Source organism: Treponema sp. (assembly GCF_017430385.1).
GTDB lineage: Bacteria > Spirochaetota > Spirochaetia > Treponematales > Treponemataceae > Treponema_D.
Map to the genome: position 1 here is coordinate 12,604 of NZ_JAFRNB010000100.1, position 20,847 is coordinate 33,450.

Annotated in this window: 14 protein-coding genes and 1 riboswitch; of the genes, 1 reads left to right on the plus strand and 13 read right to left on the minus strand. The window is 41.0% G+C overall.

Translation table 11 applies throughout. The features are described from left to right. Positions 1-60: 60 nt before the first annotated feature. The 13 genes from IJJ71_RS06865 to IJJ71_RS06925 all read right to left on the minus strand — a co-directional run bounded on the left by IJJ71_RS06865 (position 61) and on the right by IJJ71_RS06925 (position 20,007). A complete protein-coding gene (locus IJJ71_RS06865; protein ID WP_296846088.1) occupies positions 61-1,197 on the minus strand; it encodes a hypothetical protein in 1,137 nt (378 codons plus the stop codon). 2 nt (positions 1,198-1,199) lie between these two features. Continuing rightward, a complete protein-coding gene (locus IJJ71_RS06870; RefSeq protein ID WP_296846089.1) occupies positions 1,200-1,820 on the minus strand; it encodes a TM1812 family CRISPR-associated protein in 621 nt (206 codons plus the stop codon). Between the two features lie 16 nt (positions 1,821-1,836). Next, positions 1,837-2,097 (minus strand): hypothetical protein, encoded by a 261-nt coding sequence (locus IJJ71_RS06875; RefSeq protein ID WP_296846090.1) that lies wholly within the window; start codon positions 2,095-2,097, stop codon positions 1,837-1,839. 68 nt (positions 2,098-2,165) lie between these two features. Next, positions 2,166-5,726 (minus strand): DUF2357 domain-containing protein, encoded by a 3,561-nt coding sequence (locus IJJ71_RS06880; protein WP_296846091.1) that lies wholly within the window; start codon positions 5,724-5,726, stop codon positions 2,166-2,168. Then, positions 5,726-8,506 (minus strand): hypothetical protein, encoded by a 2,781-nt coding sequence (locus IJJ71_RS06885; protein WP_296846092.1) that lies wholly within the window; start codon positions 8,504-8,506, stop codon positions 5,726-5,728. Before IJJ71_RS06885 ends, IJJ71_RS06880 begins: the two co-directional genes overlap by 1 nt. 12 nt (positions 8,507-8,518) lie before the next feature. Continuing rightward, complete coding sequence (locus IJJ71_RS06890) at positions 8,519-10,723, minus strand: hypothetical protein (protein WP_296846093.1); 2,205 nt, start codon at positions 10,721-10,723, stop codon at positions 8,519-8,521. Between the two features lie 18 nt (positions 10,724-10,741). Next, a complete protein-coding gene (locus IJJ71_RS06895) occupies positions 10,742-14,215 on the minus strand; it encodes a DEAD/DEAH box helicase (protein ID WP_296846094.1) in 3,474 nt (1,157 codons plus the stop codon). A gap of 6 nt (positions 14,216-14,221) precedes the next feature. After that, a complete protein-coding gene (locus tag IJJ71_RS06900) occupies positions 14,222-15,691 on the minus strand; it encodes a protein kinase domain-containing protein (protein ID WP_296846095.1) in 1,470 nt (489 codons plus the stop codon). Between the two features lie 21 nt (positions 15,692-15,712). Beyond that, positions 15,713-16,183 carry a vWA domain-containing protein gene (locus tag IJJ71_RS06905; RefSeq protein WP_296846096.1) on the minus strand — a complete coding sequence of 157 codons (471 nt, stop codon included), beginning with the start codon at positions 16,181-16,183 and terminating at the stop codon, positions 15,713-15,715. Between the two features lie 66 nt (positions 16,184-16,249). Continuing rightward, positions 16,250-16,954 (minus strand): vWA domain-containing protein, encoded by a 705-nt coding sequence (locus IJJ71_RS06910; RefSeq protein WP_296846097.1) that lies wholly within the window; start codon positions 16,952-16,954, stop codon positions 16,250-16,252. Positions 16,955-17,112: 158 nt separating this feature from the next. After that, on the minus strand, positions 17,113-18,048 hold the full coding sequence (locus tag IJJ71_RS06915) for a carbohydrate kinase family protein (protein ID WP_296846098.1): 936 nt from the start codon (positions 18,046-18,048) through the stop codon (positions 17,113-17,115). A 50-nt stretch (positions 18,049-18,098) separates the two neighbouring features. Further along, positions 18,099-18,971 carry a hypothetical protein gene (locus IJJ71_RS06920; protein ID WP_296846099.1) on the minus strand — a complete coding sequence of 291 codons (873 nt, stop codon included), beginning with the start codon at positions 18,969-18,971 and terminating at the stop codon, positions 18,099-18,101. 148 nt (positions 18,972-19,119) lie between these two features. After that, positions 19,120-20,007: a sirohydrochlorin cobaltochelatase gene (locus tag IJJ71_RS06925; RefSeq protein WP_296846100.1), complete on the minus strand. Its 888-nt coding sequence runs from the start codon at positions 20,005-20,007 to the stop codon at positions 19,120-19,122. Between the two features lie 139 nt (positions 20,008-20,146). After that, a riboswitch (cobalamin riboswitch) is annotated at positions 20,147-20,294 on the minus strand. Between the two features lie 128 nt (positions 20,295-20,422). Here IJJ71_RS06925 and IJJ71_RS06930 point away from each other — a divergent pair. Continuing rightward, the coding region (locus IJJ71_RS06930; protein ID WP_296846101.1) for a TRAP transporter small permease at positions 20,423-20,847 on the plus strand (425 nt) is incomplete at its 3' end.

The following is a 20,847-nucleotide window of genomic DNA, read 5'->3' on the forward strand; positions in this document are numbered from 1 at the left end:
AGGCTGTCCTTTCTGAAGTTTGATAACTTCTAGGACAGCCCCATGTTTTGTTATTTGTTTTTATCTAATCAGGAATCTCTTCGCAAAGTCTTTGTCAGATTCTTCGTTGAAGCCTGCCTTTTCGAATCTTTCAATGACATCATCATAAAAGCGCCCCAACTTTTTCGAGAAATAAGATTTTGCGTGATCAGCTTCCTTTTCCAAAGCCTGCATTTCCGGGAGTTTGTAATTTTCATCAGTGAACAGCTTATTCAAAATCGCTGAATCCAGAATACTTGCTTTTCGGAACAATTTTTCCAGATTCACAATATACTCGCTGTCTTCATTTGTGATTTTACGGACTTCCAAGAAACGACCGTCTTTGCCATCTTTTTTGGGTGCCAATCTTTGTGGGAAATGCTTTCTGCACAAATCAACGGTCAGTGCTTTTGTGAAGTAAGTACGTTCTTCCAGTGATTCGTTGAATTTTTCCTCCAGTTCTGACTTTATCGCTTCAAGAAGCGATTCCAGCTGCGAATTTAATTCGAAGACTTTTGCTGGGCGCATGAAATATCCATTATGGATTTCTTCTACGCCGTTTTTCTCCTGTTTTTTATCAATGACATCAAACTCTTCGCTTTCATCATTTGTCTGAATCTGTGAAACAGTTTTTCTTTCCCAAAGAGCTTTCAATTCCACAACTTTTTCAATCGTGGTTTCAAGTGAGTCCGCAATCTTGATGTTGCGTTTTTTTTCATCCTTGAAACCGAATTTTTTATATTGCTCATCGAGAGCTTTGATTTTCTTTGCTTTTTTAAATGCATCTTCGGGAATTTTCATGCCGCCATTTTTTTGTTCGGCCGAATCCTTTTGTTTAAGGAAATTCAACCGTCGTTTTATTGAAGAGCAGGCATACTGACTGAACGACATTTTTCCGTTTGAATCGGATTTTTCGAAAGATTCAAGACAGTCCGCAGAAGTTTTGAAAATCTCATCGGAATAAGAGTTGTAGTTTACATCTTCTGATTTGTCCTCGCCTTCTTCCGCACTTTTTGGAATGGTGACATAAACCTTGTACAATGCAATCTGGATTTTCTCCCTGACAGCCAGTCTTTTGCTCTCGACATTTGTTTGCCCTTGCAACGAGACATATTCCGCATAAAGGGCATTTATTTCGTCGAAGAACTTTTCTTTTGTGGTCTTTTCGTTCTCAGCCATAATCAGTCCTCAAACAATGATTCTACAGCCTTAATCGCCTTTTCGCCGGTGCTTGATTCAATAGTGTTAGTGAATGAGTTGAGCAGATATAAAGGCGTGATATCGTAAATCATTTCTGAGCCTTCTTTAATTTTTCCGCCAACAAATTCTACTTTTGAATAAACGATGTTGCCGACCGTGCAATCAAAGAATTTCTCAGCAAATTGAATCACTGTGAGAAGAAGAAAGGCAAGAGGTTTCGGGCCGTAAGTGACATCAGCATAAATCTCAGCCCCCTCTTCCAGCTCCTTGATGAGAGTCTTGAACATGAACTGGAAATTCGTTTTTGAAGGGTCGAAAGCACTTGGAAGGATTTCCTTGCTGATTTTTGCCCCGACTTTATTGAGCGAATTAAGTTCGTCGATGAAAAGCTTAGCATTTTCCGTGCCCGCATTCTCGCCGCCCTTTGTCTCAAGAAGAATTACTTTTATCTCATCATCTTTTTGTAGAGTGCTTGCAACTGCAGGATTCACCGCGAAGTAAATAGGTTCCTCGCACTCAATAAGGGCGTTTCCGTCTACAGGGTATTTTCGTTTTTCAAGTCCCCCCTTCAAAGGGAGTGTCGCAAATACGATTTTTTTCATTTTGGTTAAACCTCGCTTATTTCAAGTATAGAGCATAAAACTTACGCTCATTGTAATTTATTTTATTGTCGTTAATAAAATATTTGTAATGGGTCAGATGATAAAATCCGCATTCCGTGCAAAAGTATTTTCGCTTCGGTATATTCTTGCCTCTTTTATCATCGTTTCCATAATGATGCCGCCTGGCCTGATTGATTACTTTTCCAGCCTCGCGCTCCGTATAGCAGATTTTTCCTTCCGCATAGCACCTGATGTCATTTCCGTACATATCTTTCATATTTGTTCCTCCTGATATAATCAAGGGATGAAAAATTTTTGAGTTGACAGGAAAATGTGATTTTTTTATTATCCGTCGTTCTCCTTGTCGTCATCGTCAGGCTCATCGTTAGCTTCTGTTGAAGTTTCGATTTTTGGCATTTCTGATGATTTTTCGCCATCAAGCCACAAAAGAAGATAATCAAGAAATCCTTCTTCGGAATTTTCTGAGTCGGTGGAATTTGGCTCCTCCGAAACGAAACGAATCTGCCTTGTATAAAGCGATTTTCCAATTATTTTGAGCCATTCGTAGATTTTTTCAATCTTTGAGATTATCTCTTGAATTTTAGGATTAAACGGCGACAGAAAATCTTGAAAATCCTTGCCAAACTGGCGGCATCGAATAAGAGCGCAGAGAAGTTCCAGATACGAGCGGATTGGATTGAGCTTGCGGTTTGAGATTTTTCCTTCTGTTTTTAAATCCCGCTTCAATTTGGAGAATTCATAATCTATCGCACTTACAGTCTGTTCAAAAAGCACCTTGAATTTGGAGATTTCAATTTCTTTGAGCAGATTCTCGCTGCGCCATAAAGCAATCGTGAGAATCTGTAGCTTGAAGAATGTCAAATCTTCACTTTCCGAAAAATCCAGCGCCCAGTCAAAGACTTGCTTTTGAATTCCAGAATTTGCATTGCCAATAAAATAACCAAATTGGAAAGATTTTTGCTCAATATTCTTCCAATTTTCTGAGAAATCAATCTCTTTTCCAAGAAGTTCCAGCATAAAGTTAGAAGTCAAACCTATTCCATCGGAATGCAGGGCACAGGCAAAAAGAAGCAGCTCATTCCACAAACGAGGCTGATTTTTCACATCATCGTTTTTCAGAAGAAAGTCAAGGGCTTCTTTTACGCTCGCTGTTTTTTCTTTGAAAGACTCAGGCACATTCTCATCGTTAAGCACGGAATTCCTGATGTTCCAGATTTGCATTGTCGGGAAGCGGAGAGTTTTGGACAACCAATAAATAGTTTTGTTAGCATGCATTTTTGCTCTTTTTAAATTGTAGAGGCGCTTCATGCTTATTTCTTTTCCAAGATACAAATCTCGCAAATTCAAAATCGTTTCGAAATTACTTTCTTCCCACTCGATCAAGTTATTGCCGTCAGGATTCCGGCTGTCTTTCCAGCAGACAAATTCTTCCCATTTTCGCACTTCCGGGAAATTCGGAATCGGGAACGAATTTTCATCAATCAGATTCCACTGAACTTTTGCGCGGATAAAAGACGCTGACGACTTCGGACGGAAGTACAGGTCAAAAGGCTGTTCCTGACCGTAAGAATAGTACATATCAAGCTCGCATGAAACATTTTCTTTTAACGGAAAAGCTGAATTTTGAAGAACGGCCTCGTATTTAAGCGAAGAAGAAGCCGCACCTTCTCCGCGAGTAAGCCTGAAATGATATTCTTTGACATTTTTCCCGAGAGTGAATGGTTTTGAGATGTCAATTTTCTGGCTTCTTCCACGGATAGGAAGCACGATTTTTCCGTTCGTGAGGTTGATTCCGTCGCGTTTTCCGTTCTTGATTACGGTCATCTGGAGAACCGGCAAATGCTCGCTCCAAAGAGGGATTTCTGGAAGTTTTTCCTGAATCAGAACGGATTTTGCAAGGCCTCTGATAGCATTGAATGGTTCGTAAATAAAATGCCAGTTTGAATTTGACATTTCAAGACGGGCATTTTTGATTGATTCTTCAGGTGAAATTATATAAACGGAGCAATCCGGATTAAAGCCTTCCGTCGTTTTTGCCGCTCTCTGTATGTACTCCAAAACTTTTTCCGGCTCATAATCGCTTACAATAAATGGCGGATGATGTTCCCAGCGGATGTCTCCGGGAATCTGATCAAAAAATCTAAGGTCATAGATTTCTTTTTCTGATTTCTGATACTTTGTTTTTGCACAGACAGGAGTTACAGAAAAGATTTCTTTTTCAATTCCCTGGATTTCAATCTTTTTCTTTTCGATTACGAATACAAAATCACCGTCTTTCAGTTTGAATTTTGAAAAATTCTCATTCAGCTGGAAATCAAACACAGTTCCGACGCTTCTTGGAACAGGATTTGAAGATGAAAATACGGAGTTTGCTGATGAACGGATAATTCCGAGTGAAAAATCTTCTATATAATCTGGAATCAGATAATAGAAAGTGCCTGTATTATAATAATCGCGCAGGGAATTCATGAAATTGTAAACGGCTTCTGTCTCAATCTCAGCTGGTACTTTATTTTCAGACAAATCTTTGTACAAAACATCACCGAAAGAAACTTGCGTTATAGTCCAGCCATTGAGGAACTGTGAATAAAGTGCGGGAGAAACAGCACAATCAATATTGTGAATATCTGAAGAACTTGTCTGCGTCCAAAATTGTCTCAACAAAGTTTTTGGGAACTGATTTTCCGTAAATTCATTCTGCTCCGAGCAAACAAGAGAATCGTAAGGAGCCTGTGAAAAATCAAGGACCGCGAATTTCTGCTCATCCGGAAGATTTTTTACAATTAATCGCTCATTTTCAACTTCTGGTTTATAGATTGTACTTGCAAGATTTTTTGAGATTCTGAGCGCATCGGAAAGACTCTCAAGCTTTTCAGGGATTGATTTTCCGTCAACCTCAAAATTTTCAAATTCAATTCTGATTTCGTGCGTTGTTTTGTCGGACGATGAAAATTTAATTTGGTTCTTTTCCAAAGCCAGAGAAAAATCTTCTGCATGGATTTCTGAATTATGAAGTTCTGAATCAGAAAATCCGACAGTCTCAATGAAAAAGTTTTTTGAATCAAAATTGAGAGGTGCCTGCTTTATTTTACAGCCCCTGTGCTGCAGATACGAAACCGTGCTCCAGTAAATGAAAGCCGCCAGAAGCTCATTCAGTTTTTCAAAATCTTCCTGAACGAAATCGTCCAAATCCAAAAGGAAACGCCAGGTTCGCCAGATTTTTTTGTAGAATTTGTCACACAAAAGAATGTTGTTAGGAGGAAGTTTCTGCCACTCACCTATTTCCTCCGCCTCATCACTTTTAAGCCATCTGCAAAATCTGGTATAGAGAACAGAAAGCGCAGAATCATCGTCTTCCCGCCCCAATTCTGAATAAGTATCGTTTCTCTCTTCAAGAATGTAAGTCAGCTTTACAATCAGCTTTTTCAAAAGACGGTTTTCGAGCGTATCAATGCTCTGCTGGCGTTTTACGGCAAGAACGCTCGGCTTGACAGCAATTTTTTCGCGGACAGTACGGCCCGGGCGACGGCAAATCTCGATTATTCCCGCAGAATCGATTTCATGAGCCTGATAGATTTTCATCTGCTCATGGAACCGAAGAATCTCTTTTCGGGGAGAATCAAAAATGTGAAAGAGGGAGCGGCCGCTGTAAGACAAAATATTATGAACATAATCAAACACATTCTTATCCGACTTGTCGTTTTGAAAAAACTCATAATTCTTGTCAAGGAAATGAGTCAAATCATCAGAAAGTGCATCTCCGCTCTCCTGGTCAAAGTCCAGGATTCGATTGAGCCAGTCGCGGAGAGAAACAAGGAGCACCGCTTTTTTATCGCCGTTTTTTAACTCATCAAGAAGCGATGAGTAGCCTGTGATTTCTGCCATTATTGATTATCATTCTCCGTGCTAAGATATTCAGAAGTAACCCAAAGGAACTGACCGTCGCCAAATTTGATTGCATTTTCGAAATCTTTTGTGATATTGAGAGCGTGCCCCTCACTCTTGAATTTCTCGATTTTATTTCGGATGTTTCCAAGCACCGTCTTCGATTCGCTTCTTGTTTCGATGCCGCGCAGTTTTGGCATTATTTTCTGAACAAGCTGGTCTTCAAATGCAGGGTCAATTTTTTCACTCAAATCTTTTACCAGAGAATCATCTGTAAATACATTTGGATTTCTCAGAATAAAATCGCGGACGGTCGGGTAATTCCAGATGTAGTTTTCGATTGACTGCCATACACGATGACCGATTGCACGTCCGATATTTGAGATTTCCTTGTTGATTTCCTCGACAAATTCTTTGTAAGGAGCGATGATTTTCTCGGATTCATCTACCTGCTGTTTTGAAAGAACCATTTTCCAGGAATCCCAGGTTTTCGCAGAAAGATATTTTTCTTCGGTCTGGACAGTTGAATTAAGCTCGACACGCCTTTTGAAAGAATTTGGTCGCGGGAAATTGATTACGATTCCACGGTCAAGAACTTTGTCAGAAAGGCTTTTTGTCGTTTCGTCCTGGTTCATCGTGCCGACCCAAAGAACATTTCTGCCAAGCGGAAGCGGATAAGAGTCCGTTCCGCCCAGTTTTACGGAAAGCTTCGGGAACTGCGGATTGTCTTCGCTCTTGCCTCGTCGTTCCTCAAGTTTGCTCAAGAATTCCGCAAAATATTGCTCGATGTGAGCAAGGTTCATTTCATCAAGAAGAACGATATTGAGCTGCTCTTTGAGGCTCGTATCATTTTCTGTATCAATTTCGCCATTTTTGTTCAACGCATGTTCAAGCTGTGTCTGCACAAGGAATTGCAAAAGCGGCTGCGCCTCAAATTTGCTCGAAACAGTGTTGTAATAGCCAAGAAGGGATTCCTGACTATCCCAGTTCGGCTGAACAGGAATATTCACGCAGTTGATTCCGCCGAATTTTGCGTAAAGCTGAGGAAGCTCTGATTTTCCAGTTCCAGAAACACCTGCAAGAACGGCAAGCGGCGACCATTCTGCTGTTTTGAGTGCAGTGTGAAAGGCATTCAGAATTCTTGGTGAGAAGGCAAGCCCGTAATCAGAGATTTTCTTGCTCACAGTTTCAAGCCATTTCAGTTCAGAATTGAAGAATTCTGGCTCAGAAGTGGTTTCAGTTTCTGCATTTTCTTCAGTCTCTGCAGATTCCTCATTTTCTGTTGAAGCTGTTTCCTCAGGAGTTTCAATTGTGCTTTCAGGATTTATATTTTCGGGATTTATGCTTTCTTCTGCCTGTTCCTGATTTTCTGCTTCTACAGTCGGCTCTGAAACTTCCGGCTCCAAAACAAGTTCTTCCTTGCGAATCTTATCTGCCGTAAAATTGTCGTGGGGAGCCATGACAGACTTTATCTTTTCGGCATAAGTTGCTTCCTTGTCATAAAGCTCACGGTAATGCCTGATTGCCTGGGCCTGCTCTGCATTCAGCGTTTCAAGGAGCTCTTTATTCTGCTGTAAAACATTGTTCTGGCTTTCCAAATACGAGTTGTTAAGTTCGCTTATTTCAGCAGTCGCGGCAAGATTCTGAGCGGAACGTAATTTTTCTTTGCATTCTGAAAGCTGGTCGTTGAGAGTCTGGATTTCTTCATTTTTTGAATCCAAAACTTCTTCAACATCATCAGGATACTTTGCAAGTTTTTCTCTAAGCGAGGCAATCTGCTTTTCCAATGCCTGCATTTTCAAAAGAATGATTTCAGGCTCTTCGTCACCAAGCCGAGCTTTTATTTCTTTGAATGCATTTACCTGTGTTTCAAGTGCGGCTCTCTCCCCGCTCAATCGTTCATACTGTGCCTTGAAGTTTTCAAGCTGGGCGTCCTTTTCCTTGATTCTAGCATCGGAGAGTGCCTGAACTTCTTTGTCCAATGCAGCTTTTCTGTTATCAAGGAATTTTTGCTTGGCTTCCTGAACCGCAATCTTCTGCTCATAATCTCGCAAATTCTGATTGAGAATATCTCTCTCATTCTGCAACTTTATCTCTTCGTTATGGAAGAGGCGTTCTTTTTCATCGATTCTTGCTCGGAGTTCCTGTTCTTTTTGAGCAAGAAGATTTCTGCGCTCACTGAGCTCTTCATCTGTTTTTCTTACGCGTTCGCTTGTTTGGGCAAGAAGCAAGTCTTCGTGCTCTTTCTCTGATTTCTGATGGGCTTCGTTGAGTTTCTGGTTAAATTCTTTCTGCCGTTCAAGATTTTTTTCCGTAGTTTCTGACACACGCTCTTGAATCTGCCGCTCTGTTTCAGCAAGTTTCTGTGCAAAATTGTTAAGTGATTCCTGATACTTCGGCTCAAATTCAGCTTTTGTCCTGTCAAGTTCAATCCGCTGTTCTTCCAGAATTTTCAGTTTTTTGTCATATTCATCAGTCACATCTTTAAGATGCGCTTCAAAGCCAGCTTCCTGAGATTCAAGCATTTTGCGGCGGGCATCAATTTCCTGCGCCATCTGAGATTCCTGGAGTTTCAATGCCTGTTCTCGCTCGGAACGATGGCTTTCAAAACGTTCTTTTTCGTGTTGAATACGCTGTTTCTCAAGAGCTATCTCATCAGTTCTGCGACTTGCCTCCAATTTCATCTCTTCGACTTTTTTAGACATATCCTGAATTTTTGAATTTGCCTCATTCAATTCCTGCTGTTTAGCTTCAAGTTCCTTTTTTCCAAAAACTGACATATTTACTCCTTATTAAATGTATTGAATCAATTCTTTTATAATATAAGTGGCAATTTTATTGTAAGTTGACACCTGCTGATCAGAATATTCATTTAAATCTGAATGTCCTCGTTCTTCCAAAAGATTTGAAAGGTCAAGAATGAATTTATCATTATTTTTTGCCACATTCCGCAATTCCTCAGGCGAAAGCAAAAGCAAGAATGCGATTATCGCCGCGCCAAGAGTATCGCAGCCACCTCCACAGACAGCCTTGTTTATCCTTTTGTAGTTCACCGTCCTCAAAGAATCTGGCAGTCTTCCCGCTTTCAGGAAAAATCCAGCAGTTTTGATTTTTTCTGACGCAAAATCTGCATTACGCTCAGATTTTTCAGGCGGAGACACATATTTTAAGAGTGAAAGAACCGCACTTTCAAAGAATTGCTGCAAAAGCGAACAAGAACTTCCGGCAACAAATTTTTTTTCAGCAAGCGTTATCTTCCAGTTTATCATCTGGTTCACAAGATTTGTCGGGAGCCGGTTGATTACAGAATAGCCAAAATCATCATAAAGCTTCGTTTTTTGATTGTAACGCTTCTGTAAAATCTTTTGACTGTTTGAAGCGTTTATTTGGAAAGAATTTTTCGTTTTTTTGTTAATCGTCTCAAAATCATTCCCAAGTTTCACGTTCAAAAACCTGGAATATTCCATAATCTTTTGCAAAATATCCTTGAGTTTTTTCTCTGAGACATCAGTAGCCCTAAGTCCAGGCCCGTGCGCCATCAAAGTGTTGTCACGCAAAGATTTCAAATCAAAAATATCCCGAATAAAATCTGGGTCTTCCTGTGCAAGATATGCGAGCGGGCTTTCTGTATCGGAATTCGCATAGGCCAAAGTCAGGCACAAAAGAGGCGTAAGTTCAGGCTCGTCTCCCTTTCTTATTCCGTCAATTTTACCCTGATACACTTTGAGAAGTGACAAATCCTCGCTTGAAACATTAAAACCAAGTCTTTGAGCAAGCAGATAAAACAATCTTCCGCTATCAATTCCTTCCATCTCCGAAATTTTTTCTTTGTTGAGTTTTCTGGCCTCTGTATCAGCAAGGGCAATCAGTTCGTCTTCTTTACACGTATCGTTGAAATCGGCGTAATGTAATTGCAGCGCATATTCAAAAGCCGTATATGCGGAGTAAACAATCTTTTCGCCGACTCGTTTTATCTCTTCCCTCAGGTTTGAATCAGATTTCACGTTTTCCTGCAACTTCTGCAAGTTACAAACTGAATCATACAAAACCCTGGAAATTTTCGGATATTCAAAGCGGATTTTTTCTTCAATAAGATTTTCTTCTGATTTATTTTCCGTTTCAACATTTCCTTTTTGATAAATACTGCTTATCCATGGGAAAGAGTCCGAATCAGATTTTTTTATGAATTCCGTAAATATATCTGATATTCCAAGCCCGGCCGCATCAGTTGAAAAAATATCTCCGGAAGAATTCGAGAATCCCTTTGTATGAACAAGAACAAGCTGGCGTGTCTTGATTTCTGCAGAATTTGATTTATCGTTCAGATGAACAGGAGAATTTTTGCCCGCAATTCTTTGGAATTTTCGGATTGCCCTTAGAATAAGAAATTTCTCAGGCTCAGAAGATTTTAAGCGATTGAAATCAAATAAATTCGCAGGGACTACGATATTTCCAACAAGAGTTTTTTCATCAGGCAAATTGCACCGAGTCCGCAACAAATCTGGCTCTTCTTTTTTTGAAAAACTTCCACCAAAAGAATTCTGGGCAGGATGTTCCTCAACATAATCAAGGAAAAGACCTGTGTTCAAATCTCGCAAAAGCGAAACGACTTTTATCTCACCAGAATTTTTTTGCGCAAATTTATCAAGTTTGCCCCTGCCTCTCTCGGTAATCGTGAAAGTCCTGTCATTCAAAAGGCCTTTTATTACAAGCCTGTTCTGAATGAATTCAACCGTCTCGGACTCCATACACAAATTTTCAGCCAGTTCTTTTGTTTTTGTGATTTTACAGTCCGAAAGCTTTAGAACCGTCCGTTCAAAAATATCCAAATCGACGGAATCAACCTTCACTTCCACCTGATAAAGCATACAAGGCCAGAACAAATTCGTTTTTGTAGAATCAATCGGAGAAAAACCTTCGTAATTCGGTTTGTTTGAGATAATTCCCTTACATTCTTTATCCAAAATATTTCTGAATTCTTGCAATCTTTCATTCATTTTCGCTTTTCCTCAAACTCATTCAAAATTAAGTTTCTTTGAATCAAGCACAAGCCCGTAATCAGCATCGTTTTTGCAAAGCTCGTAAAAATCATAAAGCTCAGGAACGGCAACTTTCGCAATCTGGCTCGTAAACAGATTTTGGTCACCAATTACCATAAGTGCCTTTTTCTGGCGGCTCATACTTACACAAAGACGATTCTTCGACATCAAGAATCCAAAAAGCCCCTGCTGCTTTTTTAATCCCTCTTCTTCGTTTCTTTGATGCTCTTTATATGCGTTCTTAATTTTCATGTCATTTGCGGAACGAACTGCACACAAAATAACCACATCAAATTCCATTCCCTGAAAAGCATCAACCGTTCCAATCCGGAGCCTTACTCTTACCTCGCCATTTTTGTCAGGGGCGGTGTATTTGTATTCCTCCAGTATTTCTGAAATTCCGTCTTTGTTTTTTGCGTAAATACCATACGAACAAAGCTGATTCTTTATCTCATTGCATTGAGCAGAATAAAAACTTATGATTCCGAAATTCATTTTCTTTTCCGAGTCAAAATCCAGCCAGGATTTCAAGAATTTCGCCGCTAAAATCGCCTCGCCCCTGCGGAAACGACTTCGGGATTTATTTAGGCTCTCAGAATCCTGCCCGGTGTCGTTCGGAAGTTCACACCAGACAGCAGCCTTTCCTCTAATCAATGGCAGGTTGTGCACAAATTTAGACACTTCCAGGGGAGATTCGAATCCTTCGTTGTGAATCTCATAAAATTCCTTGCTCACAAAATTTCCCAAAAGCGGGTGCATTCGGTATTGCTTGTTGAGCGTGATTTTTTTGTCTATTCCAAGCTGCGAAAAAAGCCGTTCGAATGTACTTTCGTTCAAATATTTCACATCTTCGGAACTCGCTGACTCCGCCTCCATTTTTCGCTCAATTTCCTGGTCAACCTGTTGCGGAAGCTGCCTTTGGTCACCCACAAGAATTATATGCTTTCCTTTTGACATAGGAATCAGCAAATCTGGCGGGGACACTCGCGCGGCCTCATCGATTATCACATATTCATACGCTTTGCTTCCCTCTTCCATCGAGTCCAAACCAAGCTGCTTTCGCTTTTTCGAGATTTCCCTGCCTTCACTCTGCTGGACAGTCGCCGCAAAAACAGGATTATAGCTGAGCAAAGTGTTCGTAATTCCGTCTGGATTGTTGTTAAGCTCATAAATGAATTCCGCAAGAGCCAGATTTTTCTTCTCACTTGGATCAAATGGATATTGCTCAATGCGCTCGGAAACTTCCTTTACGATTTCAGAAATTGCTGAATTTTCCTTCTTTCGGCGATACTCAACAACTGGAAGATTTTCTTCTATTAAATTGAGCCGCAAATTCTCCAAATCACCAAGAAAATCCAGATTCATTCCGTCTTTCCATTCAGATGCCTTTTTAAGACAATCAGGCACAAAAGAGTTTTCATTTTCCAGAAGAATCCTCAAATACATCGCTCTTGCAGCTCCATCATCAGCAAAAGATTTTTCATCCGTGCGAAGAGCATACAGTGTTTTTAAAATCTCTTTGTTTTCCAAAGATGAATTCCCTTCAATTTCACCAAGAATTGAATCGATTTTTTCGAGTATCGCTGGTGTTGTAAAACGCTCGCTTAGGTTTTTGATTCCGTTTAGTAATTCAATTTCCATCGCCGTGGACGGAGACTTGTGATAATCAAGAAACATAGAATAGAGATTCTGAAATTCAAGGGATTGTTTTACAGAAGGTGCATTTTCTTCGATTTTCCTTGCAGTATTCCGGCTCCATTCCGCAATATTCTCCTGGGTTTTGCTAAGGCTCAGTTCATCCTCAGCGCTTGAACGACCGAATTTCACAGTCGGAAGTGCATTGATTGAGAGACGGCTCGCAATGTTGTAGACCGCATCATGCTGAAGAGCCGAGACAAAAATCTTTCCTGCAAGCTCGTTGCTTTTCTGAAATTCTTCGTTCAAAGACTCGATAATTGCACAAATAACTGTGGTTTTTCCTGTTCCAGGAGGACCTTGAATTACTGCGATGTCGGAAGTGTTGAGCGCAATACGAACTGCGTTTCTCTGGTTTTCTGTCGGATCATATTCAAAGACTTTTTTCTGCACTTTCATAGACATTTTTTTTACTGAACCCGACAAAGACGGGATATTTGAATAATGTCCCTGCGTTCCATCCAAAATCAATCCCAGATTACTGATTGCACTTTTTCCGTTACCAATGTTAAGACGAGCACGGCGACGACGTTCAACTTGAATTTTGTCACCAGCAATAGAAAGAACCAGGAACAATTCACCGTTATCCCCGCGTTTTGGAAGCCCTTTTACTCCAGATTTAACCGAAAGCTTTAAATAATCAGAACCTATTTCAGTTATTTTGAGATTGCTCCATTTTTTTTCTTCGTCATCATTTTCTTTTTCTTCTTTTGATTTTTTTTCTCCAAGAATAGATTCAGCTTCAAGTTTTGCATCCACATCTTCAATCCATTCATCATAAGTCATAACGGGATTTTTAAGATATTCAGGAAGCTCACGAACTATATCAATGGTGTCAAAATCCATAGAGATATTTTCAAAATTGCAGGATTTCACGTTACTGAAAGAATAATTCACGACAATTTCATGGATGCCGTTATATTCAATTCTCCCCGAAACAGCCGCATAACCGATTTTGCGTGCGTTTTCCAAAAGCCGCTTGCCGATTTCCGCATTATACTCATCCCATTTTCCGATGTAACTGTTGCCCGCACTGAGATTTTTCTGGATTTCCGTCGCATTCAGTTTTGAAATTGCTTCTTTTGTCAGATATGAAAATTTTATCCGTCCTTGAGCAAGATAAATTTGATTCTCATAATTCCGGGGAAAATGATTTTTGATTCCGATCGTAAAAAGTACTGTCTCATCGTTGAGTTTTGAAGATTTTACAGCTAAATGCCATTCTTTGTTTACAAGCGTAAAAGAATCTTCCTCTTCAGCAGATTTTTTTGGATTCGCCATAAAAAGAAAATAAGGATTTGATGAACTGCCGAGGACAAACTGAGATGAAAGGATATTGCACAAATCCTCTCCTGTTTTCTTGGAAAAATTTGCTTTTGCCGCAGAGCCGTTTTTTTCTTCATCGACAAAATCTTCGGTGACATTGATTCGAAGGCCGTCTTTAAAAATCTTTAATTCCCGGAAAAAAACAAGCTCAACCTCAACCTGTCCGTTTGAAAGAATATTTTCTACCTCAAAAAGATTCGTTTGTCCTGCCAGAAGCCTGTTGTCCAAGGACGGAGAATCAGAGCAGTCAACGAGACGAACCATTTTGAAAACAGAGCCATACTGAAAAATATACCCATCACCTGCATTCTTTGATTTTTGGATAGTGCCAAGAGGATTTTTGCTGTCGGTAATTTTTTCGTTTTTGTTTAAATAAGGCTCAAACCTGCATTTAAAATGCTCACCGTATCTTAATTCACTCAATTTCATAACTCATTACTCCACAGTCAAAATCACTGAATATCCATAACGATTTTTGTATTTCAGGCGGACAAAAAAATTTTCATTATCAATATTGAATTGCATTCTTCCCGCAAGGATTTTTTCATCCGCATTATCTTGCGAAATTACAATTGCTTTTTCATCATCAAGAGGTCGAAGTTCCAGAAGATTATTTTCAAATTTTACTCCGGCAAGGCCCTCATCTCCTTTTAAAATCCTCAGCGGCTCAAAAACTCTTGATGGCAAAACCGTTTCATTTTTCCTGATTTCACGCACGAATAAATGAGACGGATTTTCAGCCCCATGCAAATAACTTTTTGCAATTAAAATCTTGCCCCGTTTTTGAGAGCAATACGGACAACAAAAATTTCCCTTTTCCTCATAGTCATAATAATGAGTCATTCCGCAAGCAGGACATTCGACCGTTAAATCAGCGCTGTCCGAAAATGCTTTTGACCATCTAGCCAAAGGTGTCCGCAACAACGGCTTCGTGTGCCCTTCAGAAAAAGTATTGTCAAAAAGGGCGAAAAGTGTTGGCGTCAAAAACAGTGAATTAGCCTGCTCCATGCTTCCGTATGAATTTGAATCATCATTCTGGTCAAAAATCCACGGAAATGTGCCGTCGTCACAAAAATTGTTCGGGGCCGTTTTCTGCTGCCTTAACACGGACTTTGACCATCCTTCATCTTCGTTTTCTTCGCCAAGAACTTTGCTTCCCTTAAAAGGATGCATCATCGTGATTACATAAAAAGCTACCACAGAAAATGCATAGGCATCAGAAAAAATCGTGGAATGACTCCGCCCTGTCACAATTTCCGGTGCACCGAAGCCCGGAGTAAAGTAAGTTTTGCTTTTTCCGGCAAAATTTATGTTGTCGGCATCAATCAATCCAGCAGAGAATTTTTCCCCATCAGCCAGGAACATAAGGTTACCGCTGGAAATGTCTCCATAGACAAGACCTGCCGAGTGCAAAGAAGCAAGCAATTCTGAGATTTTATAAAGAGCCAGAAGCCGTGCCCGCAAACTGCCTGTTTTGCAATAGTTTGCCCAGATTTCTGGTTCAGGAACAGGTTCTCCGTCCGCATTTTTTAACCATGACGGAATTTCTTCTTCTATTTTTCCATGCAATTTTAGAAATGAATCAAAACTTTTCATTCCGTTCATAAAAGACATCACATAGCCAGCGTGACTTTTTAAAATCGCAAGAGGTTTGGAGAGATTTATGTTTTCTGGAATAGGAAGAAGCCTGATTGCCTTGAGTTTTTCATACTCTGCCCTTACCGCAGAATCGTCCTGTTCAAGATTTCCTTCCCTATCAGCAACAAGTTTTACGGCAATATCCAAATCGTTTTTCACATGATAGACGGCACCTTGTCCGCCCTGCCCGATTTTTTCACCAAGCGTATATTTGAGATTATCTGTGTCTATGACTTCGAATTTTTCATCTTCCTGATTTTCTTCCATAATTTACCTTCCTTATACATATCACACCGGGGAAAAAGATTCTAAAGCCGCTTCCAGATCCAATGCAGAGAATAAAAATCTGTCCTTATCGGCTACAACAAGATTTTTCGGGAAAAAATTACTTGCCATGACTTCATCAAAATCTGCGCCAATGCCAATAAGCCTGAAATTTAAGTCTTCAGTTTCTCCGATTAAATTCCGAATCTGACCAGCATCTTCATCAATGAATCCGTCGGTCAGCAAAAGAATATTTTTGAGATTTTGAGTCTGGATGAATTCGACCAGTTTTGAAAGATTTGATTTTCCGCCTGCGTCAAAAGAAAGCCCTGAATTTCCAGAAGGAATCTCTTCAACCGACTCCGACCAGGAATAGAAATTGAATTCAAATCCTTCGTGAAGTAAAAGATTCCTGCACACGCTTTGAATTATGTCATCCTTAGACAAAACACTCATACTGCCAGAACAATCAATTATTACCGAAATTTCTATCATTTTTACAAGCTCCAGACTAATAGAGTTGTCCGAAAACCTTGCCGGCTTCCGAACAACTCTATTATTTTACCAGTAATTCTGTGTGGTTACCACATTTTTTGGAGATTCAAGAAGTTCTTTTGGAGCTTCGATTTTCACGACCTGATTCGAAGTCTGGGAACGGGTTCGGGTTGTAACAGTCATTGTGACAAACTTGAAAAATTTGTGCATTGATGCAGCATCTTTTGCATAGAACAGTGGATTTTCTGTTCCGGCGATGAATTTTTTGAGGACAGACTCGTCTGCGCCACTTCCGATTGCCATAGCCATTCGGTCACACTTTGAGCTTCGTCCGCTGGAAATGAAATCCTGCATCGGCTGTTCCCAATTATCGTTTGGTTCCCCGTCAGAGCAAAGAATTACCAGAGGCCTGTATGCCCGTCTAGAAGTAACTTCCTTATCTTCTATCATGTCTTTTGCCATTCTAAGGGCTCCTCCCATCGGAGTCATTCCACCCGCCTCAAGTTTTACAAGCTCTACTTTTGATGCGTTTGTGTAAGGGAGAGCAAGTTTTACACCTTCTCTGCCAAAAGTGATAACCGAAACATCGATTTCAGTTTCAAGCTGCTCCTCATGAGCAAAATCCTTGAGCATTTCCCTGACCGCGCTGTCAAGTTCCTCGATTTTAGATTGCTCCCTGCCTCCATCCATGCTTGAGCTTGTGTCCAGCAATAAAACGACTGGAAGTGGTTTTGCCTTTGCAACTGTGTACTTTGATGGATCGAATGCCATAGTTAAGTTCTCCTATATTAGATCTTCCCCCCATCTACTTTTTGTTGACACAAAACTTGTATCAACGATAAAAAGCAAGGGAGGTATTTGGCTCAACTGAACCTTACAATATTTATAAGAGATGAATTAACTTTGAGTTGACAGAAAAAATTTATTTTCTACCATTTTTCTCCGGCCAGTTTCTGCACGAATTCGCGGCTGAGCATTTCGCTTACAGTTCCACGGGTGAGAAGGGTTTCTTTTGAACAGACGAGACCGTATCGAATGCAGTTTCTGACAGATTCCTTTTCCAAAAATCCCATCAAAAATCCTGATGCAAAAGCATCGCCGGCACCGATTGTGTCCACGACCTGAACCTGCATGTACGGCGGCTCGATGTAAGTGTCCGCACCAACTGCAACGAGAACGCCTTTTTCGCCGAAAGTGACGATGAAATCCCTGTAGCCGAGGGCACGGAATTTTTGAACTGTGGTAATGTCCATGAGCGGCTCTTCGCCCAAAATTGCGGCAGCTTCAAATTCGTTGCAGGCAAAAAGATCAATCAGGCTGACATAAGGCAAGGTTTTTCGTGCCAAGTCCGGGGATGTCGCGTTCTGGAAAATGAACAGCGACGGATGAGATTTTTTGTATTCGTAGATTTGCGCGAAAGTTTCTAAAGAAAGATTTGAATCGAGGGCAAGACTTTGAATATTCTCGCTCTCAACGAAAGAAGTGATTTCGCTTCCAAAGTCGATGTGGCGGAGAATTCTGGTGGAATAAATGCACGATGCCCTGCTGCCCGCGCTTGCCATGACAGAAAAAAGAGATGTGCATTCGCCCGGCACTTTTCGCAGGAGCGTTGTGTTTACGCCCTCGGTGTGCATTCCGTGTCGCAAGAAATCGCCGAAAATGTCATCGCCGACAACGGAATAAATGTAAGAATCAAGGCCAAGATGCCGTAAATTCATGGCCATTCCGCGGGCCACGCCGCCAGGAACCAAATCAATCGTACCGTCACGGTAAGCCTCGCTGGTGTCTTCTTCCATGCTGTAGGCTTTAATATCAACGGAAACATTCCCGATGCACAAGATTTTCTGTTTTTTAGTATCGCTCATTGTACAAATTTAAATGTCGAAGCGTTGTATGTCAAGATTAAAATTTCTTGCTAAAATTTCTTTCGGGTCTTTTTGGCGGAGTTTGAATCGAACTGGAGCCAGTAATTGATTTCGTGGGCTTTGCTCATGGCTACTGTGTCTGCGGTGACTGGAAGTTTTTTGTCGAATGCGTAGACTGGGATTCTGAATGTGGAATTGCCGCCTTTTTCAAGGATTTTTGTGTCTGCGTCGTAGCGTTCGTGATTCACTTTCATGTAGTCGAAATTCGGACTAGACCACTCGATGATTGCAACTGCCTTTCCGCCCTTCACGCTGACTTTGGCAGGGCTTGTGATTTTTGCACGGCCACTTCCGCCGGTCAATTCTACATTTACGAAATAGTTTCCGTCTTTGAGATTGATTTGCTCAATCTTTGGGCTGGACAGGAGTTTTTCGGCTGGCAAAGTTGAAGCATCAAAAAGAATGTCGCGGTCATACCACTTGCTCTTTTTTTTGCTGAATGCGGCACATTTAATAGAAGAATTTAATGCAGAAACCGGGATTTCAAACATAACCGGCCCATCATCCTGAGCCGAAGCAAGCGGAAGAATCTCGCCCTCGCCTTTTGAATCGCCAGCTTCTTCGGAAGTTCCCAGAAAAAGCTTTGAATAGCCCTTCCCGCTCATCGTTAGAGTTGCGGTCATTTTGCCGTCTTTTACATGAAGAACGCTCTGCACGATTCGGAACATCGAAGCGCTGGACTCAACCGCAATTTCATAATCCCCATCCAAAACATCTTCCGCAAAAAGCTCAAGCATGTCGTCAGTGCCCACTTTGCGGGGAGCCAACACCTCTGAAGATGAAGCAGATTGAGGGAAAGCGGAAAACGGAAAGTTGAAAACGGAAAGCTGGAAGATTATCGCAAGGAAGATGGATTTTCGCATAGGGGTGTCCTAAAAAAAATAACCACAGATTACACAGATTACACCGATTATAAATTCCGTATTACGAAAATCTCGACTTTTATACGACAATTTTTCGTAAATGAACTATTTAATCTGTGACATCTGTGTAATCTGTGGTTTCAAAATTTTATTTGTTAATTGAAGCCTTTACGTGGTCAACATAAATCTGCTGAATTGTTGCATCCTGGCCAAGACCTTCGAGCACACACTCAACCTCGAATCCGGCTTTCTGGAATATTGATTTCCATGAATCATCCTCGTCGCCAGCCATATCGTTGTTTGCGTGATCACCTGCTACAACCATGAGCGGATTGAGGACGACTTTTTTGTATGAGCCTTTTGCCTGAACTGCAGCGAGCAAGTCTTCTACGCTAGGTTTAGCCTCAACTGTGCCGACATAGTAGTTAGCATAGCCTTTTGAAGCCAGAACTTCCTGCATTTTTGCGTAAACGCCGTTTGAAGCAGCCTCTGTTCCGTGTCCCATGAAACAAATTGCTGTTGCGCCGTCGTCGAATTTCTTTGTTTTTGCTGTGATTGCGTCTGCTACGCGAGAAAAATCCTCGTCTGTTGTGAGAAGCGGAGTTGAGAGAACGACCTTGCTGAATTTGCTCTCGTATTTAGCAAGAATCTTCTGCAAGTCTGTGTACTCAAAGCCGTTCATAAGGTGAGTTGGCTGAACGACCAGTGTTTTTACGCCCTCGTTTGCGGCGCGAGTCAAAGCCTCGTCAACATTATCAACTGTGATATTGTCGCGCTCTTTGAGGATTTTGATGATTGTGTCTGCTGTGAAAGCGCGGGCAACCTTGTAATCCGGGAAAGCTTTTGCGATTGCGCCCTCGATTCCACCGATTGTAAGCTCGCGTGAATTGTTGTAGCTTGTTCCGAAAGATACGACGAGGATTTCTTTGTCGTTAGAAGCGGCTACCTTTGTGCTGCCACAAGATGTGAAAACTGATGAAAAAAGTACGCTTGCACTCAATGCTGCGAGTGCGACCAATTTTGAACATTTGTTCATTTAAAAACTCCTATAGAACACTGCGTTAGCAGCGTTGCATGGAGGCAACGGATAAGCAAGTTTTCGCCAACGGTGAAAACTTGGCCGTGAAAAAATTACAGGGATGTAATTTTTTCATGCCTCCTTTGTCTCGAAGAAGACATCTTATAAATCTTAGGCTGGTGTCTGGCTCAGAAAGAAAACCTTTCAACACAGTAGCGGCACTGCCCGGGATTTTCACCCGGTTCCCATTTAAGCCCGCCTCCAACTGCTGCTGTTATGCGGGCACCTAAAATTTTATGAAAAGTTTAGCAGATATTGGAAAATCTTGCAATCATTTACGACTTTCTAAAAATGAAGCTCTTTTCAAACCGTTGCCCCGACTAGGATAAATTATTATAATTCTATATCACAAAAAAAATTAAAGGGGTTTCTCATGTTTAAAAAAGTCATGAGTGCGGTTGCCGTGGTAGAAAAATACCTTCTGGCAATCACAATGTCCGTTACGCTTGCCTTTACTTTCGCAAACGTTATCGGAAGGTTTGTTTTCAATCATTCACTGGCCTTTGCTGATGAGCTTGTGATTGCACTGTTCGTTCTTGTTTCGCTCATGGGTGCTGCTCTCTGTGCACGCGAAAATGACGGTCTGATCGGTCTTGCCCTTGTTTCAAGCCGTCTCAGCGGAACTAAAAAAACTGTCCAGAAATTGTTTTCTGGCATCATCTGCATTATCTACTGTATAATTCTTACATGGCAGGGATTTATCCGCATGGTTTCAAGTATGCAGCAGGGCGAGCACACTTTCGTAATGCATCTTCCACGCTGGATTTTCTGGTCTTTTGTTCCTGTCTGCGGCATCTG